The organism is Bacillus ectoiniformans (assembly GCF_016908875.1).
GTDB lineage: Bacteria > Bacillota > Bacilli > Bacillales > Domibacillaceae > Bacillus_BX > Bacillus_BX ectoiniformans.
Genome location: NZ_JAFBES010000002.1, coordinates 21657 through 34261, shown reverse-complemented (window position 1 = coordinate 34261; position 12605 = coordinate 21657). Strand labels below are relative to the sequence as shown.

Sequence of the window (12605 nt, the reverse complement as noted above, 5' to 3'; positions counted from 1 at the left end):
CTTAGCTTCCGCTTGTTTAACGCGCTTGTCTAATCTGAGAAAGAATGTCTTCAATATATCCGACCACTTGCAATGAAGCCTGATCGAGTTTTTTAAGGGAAGCTTCGGCCTCGTTTCGATTGCCATTCTGGAAATGAGCCGCTGCTTCTTTCGCTTCTCGGTGAACAATTTTATGTTCTTCTTCCAGCCGAATAAAGCTGTCATAATGACCGAACCGTTCTTTCGTTTCTGGTGCATAATACCATTTGCCAAGGCGGCAATCCATGTGAGAGGAGACTTCTTCAGGCTTAACTTTTTCTAACCCGAGAAACATATTGTAGATCCGCCATTTCCAAATATAGTGATCTGTTTTAGACAGCATCAATAAAGCAGGAGTAGATAAAACGATAGAGTTGTTATCAATCACATTCATTCTAAACTGATTGATTCGTTTACCTAAGCTGTGTATGGCTGAGCCTGTGTCATCTCCAAGTTCACGTATATAATCAGTTAGGGTGGCAATTTGATGCATTTGGCTGGAGATATCATCCATCGTTGCTGCTTGCTCTTCTGAGATCGCGGCCGTACCGTTGACATCATCATGAATGTCGCTAATCGTTTCGACGATTTTTGTGAGAAGCGGAAGGGAATCTTTTGCTTCCTTTGCAGCGTTTTGAATGACGCCAGCTGTGCCGCCGATTGAATCAGACACATCGTTGGACACTTCTTTCAGGTTTGAGACATTTTCTTGTACCATTTTCAATGATTCAACTGTATTTTCCGCTAACTTACGGACTTCCTGGGCTACAACAGCAAAACCTTTCCCATGTTCGCCAGCGCGTGCCGCTTCAATGGAAGCATTTAATGCTAAGAGGTTGGTTTGATCTGCGATGCCTGTAATCAGGCGAACGACATCTTCAATGGTCGAAACATTCGATTGCAGCCGCGAGAACTTTTTCACAATGTCTGAGAAAGTCGCTTCTGTTCGAAAGATCTCATCGAGCGCATCAGAAATGACTTGGCGGCTTTCTTGTGCTTGCTTGACTGATTCATTTGTTTTATCTGCTACTTTTGAAGCGGAACGGGCTACTTCATTCACAGAGGCAGTCATCTCTTCTGTAGCAGCTGAAGAATTCTGTACCTCGGCATTTTGTTTATCTAACAGATGCACCAAATCTTTAATGAACATGATCTTAGTTGTTTCATCCATTAATGTGCCAATTTCTTCAATGACTTGTTCGAGCATTCGTTCCGAAAAACTTTCGACCAGCAGTTCCTGATCAATATTGATCGCCTTTTGAACAGAGTGCATATAGGAAATGCATTTGGCTGGCTTTAATCCATGGAAATAAAGGGTGTTGGTAATCACATAAAAATTAAACTGATTGAACATCACAATTAACTTGCCTAAGTTATAATGGCTGTTTCTAAGCAGGTAGAAAAAGGATAGTGCATCTTTTACGTAGGCAAGATCACGTTCTTTAGTAAAGAATCCTTTAATATAGTTTGAGATGACTTGATCAGCAATGGGAAGAGATCGAGGTTCACTGCACTGCTGCAGATAACTTTGGAACAATGAAATCATATCGGTTTCACAATCAGCTATTTTTTCATATAACGATTCCAGCTGATGAAAATCATTTTTGTTAAAATAATTATATTCTAATGTATGTAAAAATCGGCCTTTAAATTGGTAATCGGTTCCAAAGTTAACCAGTAATGGTGCTGTCGCTCGCGGTCTCAAGTTAAGCATGTTGTTCCTCCTAAATTACATAGTTTAATAGAAAATTTAATTTTCTGTGTCATTTCTCCTATTTTTATATTTATTTCTACTTTACGAAGTAAGAGTGCAAAAAACAAGTGAAACAAGTAGAGATTTAATGACAAATTTCGTGTCATTGCGCATTGATTCTCTTCATGTTAATTTTATATAGGTATTTTCTTAAAGAAAGAGGGAGGCCTTTGCAGACAAAACACCCCCTGACTAGTCAGCCAGTCGTTTCGGAAAAGGTTCCGAAGGCAAAATTAGCAGAGCCAAAGTCGACAAAAGAATTAGTGAAAGAGAGTGATGCGGATGCCTTTTACTTTCGCGCTCTCGAAAACAAACATATATATTTAAATGAACAGCAAGTAAAAGCCGTTCGGCAAACAGATGGCCCCTTGCTCGTGCTAGCAGGTGCTGGCAGCGGAAAAACATCGGTATTGACTGCTAGAGCCGGATATTTGCTATCGGTTCAAAAAGTGCGCGCTGAGAGGATCTTACTTTTAACTTTTACAAAAAAAGCAGCAGGAGAATTAAAAGATCGATTAGGCTTATTGCCCGGGGTATCGAAACATTCGCTAAGAAGCATGGCAGTCGGCACATTCCATTCCATATTTCTTAAACTTTTATATCAGCATGGTTATGAGCATATGAAGCTATTAACCAGTGAAAAACAAAAACAAGTCGCTGTCAAAATGATATTAAAAGATATGGCACTTAAAGAAGAATACGATGTGGAAACGCTGCTTGCCCAATTTTCTTATTATAAAAATATGATGAAAAGCCCGGAGGATCTGCCGGCCGCATCCAGCGTTGAGAAGGAAGTAAAGACGATTTATCAAAGATACGAAGAGTATAAACAAAGCAGAAATCTATTGGATTTTGACGATATTTTATATGAAGTGTACAAGCTATTGAAGGAAAATGAAGAGATTCGCAGCAAGCTTCAAGAACGATTTCAATATATACTCGTAGATGAGTTTCAAGACAGCAACCTTGTGCAGTATGAAGTATTAAAGATGCTAGCCCCGCCTTCACAACACATTATGGCTGTTGGGGATGATGATCAGACGATTTATCAATTTCGGGGATCTCATCACCGACTGATACTAGATTTTCCAAAGGAATTTCCTGGGACAAAAATCGTTACTTTAATAACGAATTATCGATCCAATCCTTATATTGTCGGATTGGGCAATGACATCATTAAGCATAACCAGCAAAGACATGACAAAACACTGTTAGCGGTACATACAAGAGGAGTGGCCCCGCGTTTTTTCAGACCTGACACCACTGTAGAAGAAGCTACGTGCATTCTTGACGTGATACAGAGTCAGGTTGCAAGCGGTAAGAGAAAGTATCGGGATTTTGCCGTGATTTACCGGACTCATGCGGTCTCCCGGGCATTGATGGATCAACTCGTTTGGAAGGACATACCTTTTATTCTCCACAGTCAGAAACAAGTTTTCTACGAGAACGGATTAGTCAAACCGATATTGGATTGCTTGCGCTTGGCTTTTTACCCAGATGACTTAGACGCGCTTGCTGGAATCTTGCCTACTTTGTACTTATCAAAAGAAAAGGTGCTAAATGAAGTGATTGATCAGCGCTTTACCGATCGAATGAGAGGCGTGGAAAAACCGGCACTCGCTTATTTATTAGATTTGTCTAAGCTGCCATCCTATCAAAAGGAGCGGATCGCTGAGAAGGTTTCCGCTATTCAATCTTTGAAACACTTGTCGCCTGCTGAAGCTATTCGGAAGATCCGTGAAGGAAACGACGGGTATGACAAGTATTTGCAGGATAATCACCGAAAAACATTTACGCTGCAAAAGGAACTGGTGCAAGAAACGCTGGATGAATTATATGATTCTGCCAAACCATTTAAAGATTCTGCGAAATACTTAGCATTTATTGACCGGATCATCAAAAAGCAACAGGAAAATGGCCTGAAAAACCATATTGACCAAGAGGATGCGATCCGATTAACTACCGTTCATGGTGCGAAAGGGCTTGAGTTTCCTTGTGTATTCCTCATTGGAACAAGTGACGGCATCATTCCTCATAACTCTTCACTTGAAGCGGCTGAAGATCGAATGAGTGATCAACAAAACAAAAAAGCGAAAATCGCTGAGGCTATCGAAGAAGAAAGAAGGCTTCTTTATGTAGGGGTGTCTCGCGCGATGGAAGAATTATATGTTTCATCTCCGCGATTCTTCAGAAGCAAACCGCTGCCTATGACGAGATTTTTAAAAGAAGTATATGAATCAAAAAAGACCTCTGATTAAATCAGAGGTCTTAGTCACGTTATTTTCCATTTTCTGTTACGGGGTGGCTAGAATAATATTTCTTGCTTAACCAGGTTTGTCCTATGAGGAACAAACCGCTGACGCCCCAGTACAATGGCAGCGCGGCAGGAGCCGTTAATGAAAAGATAAGAATCATTACTGGTGAAAGCAATCCGAGAATTTTCATTTGCTGTTGCTGCTGTTCCGACACATTCATCATAGAGACTTTAAATTGGAAGTAATACATGATGCCAGCGATGATCGCCATGGCGATGTCTGGCTGTCCAAGTTTAAACCAAAGAAATTCATGTGTTTGGATGTCTTCAGAAATACGGATCGCATAGTACAAGCCCATCCAAATCGGCATTTGCAAAAGAATAGGGAGACAGCCCATGGCAAGAGGATTAATATTATGCTGCTGATACAGCATCATCATTTCCTGCTGAATCTTTTGTTTATCTTCAGCCGTCTTCGCTTCTTTCAAACGCTTTTGAATTTTTTCCATTTCGGGCTTTACGACTTCCATTTTTTCACGCATGACCTGCTGTTTTTTCATCGTGTTCAGCATGAAAGGCAATAAAAGCAAACGCACAACTAATGTAATAGCAATAATAGCAAACCCATAGTTTCCGAACAGTTCGCCTAGTGAATGAATTAATTCCACGAACGGATTGACAAGATAGTCATGGAAAAAGCGGCCTTCCTGTTCAGCACTTTGACACCCTGACAGCGTAAAAACTGCCAAAAGCAGTAAAGAGAATAATACATGTGTTTTCTTCAACGTAACGTCCTCCTATTGTCCCGGTTGAGACAAACAACTTCCTAGTAAAAACTAAAATGAGTATACCTTAAAAACATAAGGAGTTCAAACTTTCACAACCAAATGATACGTGTGAGAACTAGAGACTTTTTAATCTGCCGGTCAACGAATATAATAGATAAGAATTCTAAAAGAAACGAGGAATTGTGCATGTCCATTTCATATGATATTCGACTGTTTCAAACATATGATGATTTTAAAAAAATGGCTGACTTGGAAAGGCTGATCTGGGGAATTGAGCCTGTTCCTGAGAACCAGACGATGATTGCCCATCAAAACGGCGGATTGGCTTTCGGAGCCTTTCACGGCAGCGATTTGATCGGCCTAAGCTATAGCTTTCCCGGGTTTGCAAACGGCCGGTCTTACCTTTGCTCTCATAACTTAGGCATTCATCCTGACTATCAAAAGCAAGGCATTGGTGATGCACTCAAAAAGACCCAAAGAGAAGAAGCGGCATCCCTCGGCTATGATTTAGTCACCTGGACTTATGATCCGTTAGAAAGTGTGAATGGCTATTTAAATCTAACAAAATTAAAAGGCATTTGCCGCCATTATATTCCGGATTGTTATGGGGATATGCCTGATAGTTTCAGTGAAGGCATGCCTACCGACCGCTTCAAAATTGAGTGGTATATTCTTGAAGACTATTTAGACGAACCCAACACGTGGAACGAAGAAGGAGCGAAAATGGCCGCAAAATATCAATTAACTGCGGAAGGTCTGCCAATGATGACAAATGTGAATGTTGAAGGATATCCAGATAAATGGCTAGTCCCAGTGCCGAAGAATTTTCAGGAAATTAGACAGGCTGACACTGCCGCCGCACTAGACTGGAAACATAACTTTAGACATATTTTTACTCATTTATTTAGCGAGGGATATGCCGCTGTAAAGCTGATTAAACAGGCAGATGAACCTGTCAATTATTACTTGCTGGCAAAACAATGCAATCTGCCTTTTAGGTTAACTTAAATAAAAATTAAGTTGACTTAAAAACCCTTTTTCTTTTATTCTTAAATAGAGAGTTAATTTATAGCAATTATGATGAATGAGGAAAAAGGGGAGATAGAGATGCAACAGTGGAATGATTACGCAGAAAAAGTATTAAATGGACAAGAGTTAACAGATGCGGAAGCATTAGCCGTTTTAGAGTGTCCGGATTCTGAGCTGCTCGAACTTTTAAACTCGGCGTACAAAGTAAGAAGCCATTATTACGGGAACAAAGTAAAGTTAAATATGATCATCAACACAAAATCAGGGATTTGTCCGGAGAACTGCGGTTATTGTTCACAATCCACTCGCTCATCGGCACCGATTGAAAAGTACCGCATGATGGACAAGGATTCAATCGTTAAAGGCGCTAAACAAGCGCATGACCTGCAAGCTGGTACATACTGTATCGTGGCAAGCGGCCGCGGACCAAGCAATAAAGAAGTGGAAAACGTAACGGAAGCTGTAAAAGAAATTAAAGAGAAATATAATTTAAAAGTATGTGCCTGCCTAGGGCTATTAAAGCCAGAACAAGCAGAGAAATTAAAAGAAGCAGGCGTAGACCGCTACAATCATAATATCAATACATCCGCCAGCCACCATAAGGAAATTACCACGTCTCATACATATGATGACCGCGTTGAAACAGTAAAATTAGCGAAAACACAAGGGATGTCCCCATGTTCAGGTGTCATTATCGGCATGAGAGAACAAAAAGAAGACGTAGTGGCAATGGCAAGAAGCCTTAAAGCGCTAGATGCTGATTCGATCCCAGTGAACTTCCTGCATGCGATTGACGGAACACCGCTTGAAGGCACAGACGAATTGAATCCTAGATATTGCCTGAAAGTGCTTAGCTTATTCCGTTTCATCAACCCGACGAAAGAAATCCGTATTTCAGGAGGCCGGGAAGTCAACCTAGGTTCCTTGCAGCCATTAGGCCTTTATGCGGCAAACTCTATTTTCGTAGGAGATTATTTAACAACAGCTGGACAAGAAACAACAGCCGATCACCGCATGATAGAAGAAATGGGCTTTGAAGTCGAGTTTGCTAAAGAAGAAAAAGAACAATTAGTCTGAAATAGCGACTTCTTTAAGTAATAGATTCATATTTTTAACATCAAGGGAACCGCTTTTACAATGAAAGGTAAGTATTGTAAAATAGCGGTTCTTTTTTATTTTTAAAGGCAAACTTTGCTAACAAGAAATAACTGTAATATTTTGAAAATATTATTGAACGTTTGCTGACAAGCATGATACTATTAATTTGTTAGAATTTTTTAAACATTTTATACATCTAGGGGGATGGATTATGAATGTGCCATTAGTATTAACACAATTTCTAGACCGAGCAGTGACGTATTACGGGGATAAAACAGGAGTCATTGCCGAAGACCGATCGTATACATATAAAGAGTTAAATGGACGAGTGAATCAGCTATCAAGGGGACTGGCTGATTTAGGCGTGCAAAAAGGAGACCGTATTGCTTACTTAGCGCCGAATACACTAGAGATGCTGGAGGGCTTCTACGGGGTATATCAAGTAGGCGCAGTGATGGTTCCACTCAATATCCGTTTAAAACCGGATGATTATTTATTCATTTTAAATCACAGCGAGTCTAAAATACTGTTTGTTGATCAAGAATTGTACCCGCTAGTTGAAGCGGTGAAGGATCAGCTGACGACGATAGAGCAAATAATCGTTCATTATAAAGAGTCTAACACGCAGGAGCTAGATTATGATGCTTGGCTAAGCCGTTATGATGAAACCGCTTTCGATCGAACAGAACTCGATGAAAACGATGTAGCCAGTCTTTTATACACAAGTGGAACGACGGGCAATCCGAAAGGCGTTATGCTGACGCACCGCAATAATTACATTCATGCCTTATCCACGATGCATTCCTTAAGAGTATCTGACAGAGATACGTATATTCATGTATTGCCAATGTTTCATGTCAACGGATGGGGTGCGCCTTTTTACTACACAGCTAATGGCGCAACGCATGTATGCCTGCGAAAAGCGGATGCGGCTTCAATTTTTGCGGCAGTCAATAAATATAAAGGCACTGTCATGCACATGGCTCCGACTGTGCTAAACTGCCTGCTGCAATATTATGAGGAAGCGGTTCCGGAACTCGAAAAAAATATGCGGGTGGTCATTGCGGGATCTGCTCCGCCGCCATCATTCGTCGCGCGCGTGGAAAAAGAACTCGGCTGGGAATTCATTCAAGTTTATGGCATGACGGAATCTTCACCACTGAGCTTATATTCTCCTGTACGGTCACAGTTCTTAAATGAACCGCTTAAAGACCAATATCGTATGAAAGCGAAAGCAGGTCATGCGATGATCGGCTGCGAAGTGAAAGTGGTCAATGAGCATGGCGAGGAAATACCGCATGATGGCCAGGCGATCGGGGAAGTTGTGACCCGAAGCAATGGAGTCATGAAAGGCTATTGGAAAAATGAAGAGGCAACCATGCAGGCGATTCAAAACGGCTGGCTGCATACAGGAGATATGGCGACAGTTGATATTCACGGCAACATAGATATTGTCGACCGCAAAAAAGACATCATTATCAGTGGAGGAGAAAATATTTCTTCTATTGAAGTAGAGGGCGTTCTTTATGATCATCCTGCAGTGTTAGAAGCAGCGGTCATCGCCGTTCCTCATGAAAAATGGGGAGAAACACCTCATGCCTTTATCGTGAAACGGTCAAATGCTGAACTGACAGAACAGGAATTAATCGCTTTTTCAAGAGAAAATCTTGCGCATTTTAAAGCTGTGACAGGTGTGACTTTCGTTGAGGAATTGCCAAAGACAGCATCAGGAAAAATTCAAAAGATTCATCTGCGCAATGATTATTGGGAAGCGAAAGGGAAAGCAGGTAAGTTTGTTAACTAATCCCTTTTGAAGTTCGTCTAATTAAAAAAAGACGATATTAGCTTCGTGTGAATTGAATAACAGATGATAAGGAACCTGGTTTTTGACAGGTTCCTTTTTAAATAACCGGCCGAAGGGAATGATGGATTTGGAATTAAAGAACGTCATGACTTCATTACAAGAGCGGCTCACCGACCAGTCAACTTTCAAACAGGCAGCCTCTATCATGCTTAAATATAAATGGAATGCAGTTCCTGTTACGGATCGAGAGAATAAACTTATCGGTGTGTTTACCCGAACGTCACTCTATCACATGATTCAAAAGGAATTATCTCTTGATTCGAATATCATGCCCTATATTAAGACAGCGCCGGTCTCTTTGCCGTTAGATACTCCATATGAGAAGGTTATTGACCTCGTGCGCTGCAGTGAAGTCGGCACAGGGGTTGTCACTAATGACGGAAATGAACCAGTTGGCCTCATTACAAAAGCAGATGTCGTCACTGCCTTGTTTAGTGAAACGTATTCACTAAAAGACCAGCTGGATACAATTCTAGATACATCGAAACTCGGTGCTGTCTTAGCAGATGATCAAGGAAACATTCATTTTGCGAACAGCCGCTTTCTGCAGATGTTTGGTTTAACAAATGACGATCTGACAGCCGTCTCATTTTATGATCTCTTTCCAGATGCAGATGATGGCTCGTGGAAGCGTATGCCAACGAACTTAGGGGAAATGTTTGTCCGTTATTCAACCTATCATACCAGAAGTGGAGGGATGGGGTTTATTGCCATTTTGCAGGAAGTATCAGAAGGGGAACGTGTGGCTGAAGAGCTGCAGGTGGTAAAGCGCCTAAAACGTCAGCTCGAAACTGCCATCAACCATGCGTACGATGGTATTGTGATGACGGATGAAAAAGGCCGCATATTAATTGCCAGTCCATCGCTCTGTGATTTATTTTCTGTCTCGAACGATGAAGTGATTGGCCGTTTTGTTCATGACATCTTCCCAGAGCTGCAGCTGATGTCTGTACTAGAAGGCGGAATCGCTGAATTTAGTGAGTTTGCCGAATTAAAGGGAATCAAGTTTGCGGTTAATCGAATACCAGTGATAGAGAATAACCGGATCATTGGTGCTATTGGCAAAGTAATTTTTAGACAGCTGTATGAAGTTCGGCAGGTATTCAAAAAGCTAGAAGCGACAGAAAATCAAATGAACTATTATAAAAACCAGCTCAAAAAAACGGAGTCAGCCAGGTACACCTGGGATCATATCATTTCAGAAGATGAAAAGATTATCCGTATGAAGCGCAGTGCTCAAAAAGCCGCGAAAGGTTTATCGACGGTTCTGATCAGAGGCGAAAGCGGAACGGGGAAAGAGCTATTTGCCCATGCCATTCATTCGAGCAGTGCCAGAAAAGACAAGCCATTTATTACTGTAAACTGCGCGGCTATCCCTGAACACTTGTTAGAGTCCGAGTTTTTCGGATATGAAGAAGGCGCATTTACAGGTGCAAACCAAAAAGGGAAAATCGGTAAATTTGATTTAGCGAACGGAGGCACGCTGTTTTTAGACGAGATTGGAGACATGTCGCTGCCGCTCCAGGCAAAAATGCTTCGAGTGCTGCAGGATAAAGAATTTTACCGGATCGGCGGCACAAAAAGGATTCATGTGGACGTTCGGTTTATAGCGGCTACCAATCAGCCATTAGAGAAATTAGTATCCGAAGGGAAGTTTCGGGAAGACCTTTATTACCGTTTAAATGTGATTTCATTTCAAATTCCGTCGCTTAGAGAAAGGGTCAATGATATTTTGCTGCTAAGCCGGCATTTTATGGAAGAGTTAAATGGGATTCTTGGAACGAGTATTACTGGGATTGAACCTGACGCCTTATCTCATATGATCGCTTTTCACTGGCCTGGAAATATTCGCGAGCTTCGCAATGTGATTGAGCGGGCCATGACGTTTGCTGAGCATGGGATGATCCAAAAAGAAGATTTGCCTGAATATATGATTCAGTCGCTGAGAAACGAAACCAGAGCGGATTCTAAGCAGTCAGGAGATTTAATGGAGACTGCTGAAAAGCAAGCGATTGCGGAAGCCCTAGTTCAAACCAATGGAAATAAGTCCAAAGCTGCTGAATTATTAGGGATCAGCCGGTCCTCATTGTACGAAAAAATGAAAAAACTGAATGTGTAAGGCAAAAAGTGTCCGGTATATGGACACTTTTTTTAAATTTATTTTTAAATAGTCTACTCGTGCAAGGCTTTTAAAATGGCATGGTTCTTGCAATGTATACTGCATAAAGGTTAGCAAGTTTCATCGTGCGTTTATCATGCCAAGCAAAAGGAGAGGATCATATGAATATTGGATACTACCTGTCTCTTAATTCCCGTCGGATTGGAGAAAAGCCCGCCATCTATTGCGATCAAAAAATGTATACGTATAAAGAGCTGAATGATGAAGTTAATAGCTTAGCGAATGGGTTATTGCAGCTTGGCATTAGTAAAGGCGAAAAAGTAGCCTTGCTTATGAAAAACTCTGATCAGTTCGTTATCGCTTTTTATGCCGCAGCGAAAATAGGCGCCGTGATCGTTCCTATTAATTTTCGTCTGGTCGCCTCTGAAGTCCATTATATCTTAGGGCAGTCAGACAGTTCAGCCGTTATCTATGATGAAGAGTTTAGAGAGATAGCGAAAGAAGCTAGTGTGGGAATTGATTCCGTCCGTTATTTGATTGTTAATGGCTGGGAAAGCGAGGGAGAGCGGTCGATCACCAGTTTATTAAGCGGACAATTGAAAGAGCCGAAAGTGACGGTTACTTGGGAAGATGATCTAGAAATATTATACACATCAGGCACGACTGGCCGGCCAAAAGGGGCGCTGTTTGATCACAGGCGAATTCTGAATGTGAATATGGCGATAGCTGTCGGACTTCGGATGCATGCCGAGGATCGTCTCCTTCACCTGGCTCCGCTGTTTCATTCTGCTCAGCTGAATTTGTTCTTAATTACAGGGATCTATCTTGGGGCGACCCATGTGATTCACCGGGAATTTGAGCCCGTTACCACGCTAGAAGCGATTGAAAAGCATCGGATCACTTTGTTTTTTGGTGTTCCGGCGATGTATAATTTCCTGCTGCAAGTTCCGAAAAATTACGAATTATCCTCGGTTGAGCGCTGTGCTTACGGAGCTGCCCCAATGGCTCCAGAACTTATTAGAAAAAGCATGGAAATGTTTCAGACTGACAAGTTTTACAATTTGTGCGGACTCACTGAAGCAGGTCCTGGAGGCATTCTTCTGCTGCCTCATGAGCATCAAACGAAAATGGGGAGCGGGGGGAAAGCCTTTGCTTTAACAGAGGCCCGAGTAATAAACGAACTGATGGAAGATGCACCGGATCATGCCGTTGGGGAATTAGTGCTGCGCGGCGAAACCATTATGAAAGAGTACTATAAAAAACCTGACGAAACGAAAAAAGCATTGCAAGGAGGCTGGCTCCATACAGGGGATTTAGCGACAAGAGATGAAGATGGCTATATTACTTTAGTGGACCGGAAGAAAGACATGATCATTTCCGGAGGTGAAAACGTCTATTCCATTGAAGTGGAACAGGTCCTATACGAACATCCGGCAGTACTTGAAGCGGCGGCTATAGGTGTGCCAGATGAAACATGGGGTGAAATGGTAGCTGCCGTGGTGGTGCTTAAACAAGGGGAACAAGTAATGGAAGATGAGCTTCAATCTTTTTGCAGGAAGCACCTGGCTGGCTATAAAATTCCAAGAGTCTTCTTTTTTACAGAAGCTCTGCCGCGCAATGCTTCAGGAAAAGTATTGAAATATCATTTAAGAGATAAATTCTCTCAAAAAACGATCATGTAG

The 12605-nt window shown here is 41.7% G+C and carries 8 protein-coding genes; 6 read left to right on the top strand and 2 right to left on the bottom strand.

Annotated elements, in window-relative coordinates; all coding sequences use genetic code 11:
• Positions 1-16: 16 nt before the first annotated feature.
• Positions 17-1732, bottom strand: a complete 1716-nt coding sequence (locus tag JOC78_RS03270; RefSeq protein WP_204552977.1) for a globin-coupled sensor protein — start codon at positions 1730-1732, stop codon at positions 17-19.
• A 209-nt stretch (positions 1733-1941) separates the two neighbouring features.
• Here JOC78_RS03270 and JOC78_RS03265 point away from each other — a divergent pair, with 209 nt between their 5' ends.
• The gene (locus tag JOC78_RS03265) at positions 1942-4029 is read left to right on the top strand and encodes an ATP-dependent helicase (protein WP_239586975.1); all 2088 of its coding nucleotides are present in this window, start codon (positions 1942-1944) and stop codon (positions 4027-4029) included.
• A gap of 19 nt (positions 4030-4048) precedes the next feature.
• On the opposite strand, the gene yidC is transcribed toward JOC78_RS03265, so the two are convergent.
• Positions 4049-4810, bottom strand: coding sequence for a membrane protein insertase YidC (yidC, locus tag JOC78_RS03260; protein ID WP_204552973.1), 762 nt, complete (start codon positions 4808-4810; stop codon positions 4049-4051).
• A gap of 189 nt (positions 4811-4999) precedes the next feature.
• Here yidC and JOC78_RS03255 point away from each other — a divergent pair, with 189 nt between their 5' ends.
• The 5 genes from JOC78_RS03255 to JOC78_RS03235 all read left to right on the top strand — a co-directional run bounded on the left by JOC78_RS03255 (position 5000) and on the right by JOC78_RS03235 (position 12605).
• Positions 5000-5821, top strand: a complete 822-nt coding sequence (locus JOC78_RS03255) for a GNAT family N-acetyltransferase (RefSeq protein ID WP_239586974.1) — start codon at positions 5000-5002, stop codon at positions 5819-5821.
• A gap of 99 nt (positions 5822-5920) precedes the next feature.
• Entirely contained in the window at positions 5921-6919 is a 999-nt protein-coding gene (gene bioB, locus JOC78_RS03250; protein ID WP_204552971.1) for a biotin synthase BioB, read from the top strand.
• Positions 6920-7151: 232 nt separating this feature from the next.
• Complete coding sequence (locus JOC78_RS03245; protein WP_204552969.1) at positions 7152-8744, top strand: long-chain-fatty-acid--CoA ligase; 1593 nt, start codon at positions 7152-7154, stop codon at positions 8742-8744.
• 82 nt (positions 8745-8826) lie between these two features.
• Positions 8827-10923, top strand: a complete 2097-nt coding sequence (locus JOC78_RS03240; RefSeq protein WP_239586973.1) for a sigma 54-interacting transcriptional regulator — start codon at positions 8827-8829, stop codon at positions 10921-10923.
• A gap of 161 nt (positions 10924-11084) precedes the next feature.
• Positions 11085-12605 (top strand): class I adenylate-forming enzyme family protein, encoded by a 1521-nt coding sequence (locus JOC78_RS03235; protein WP_204552967.1) that lies wholly within the window; start codon positions 11085-11087, stop codon positions 12603-12605.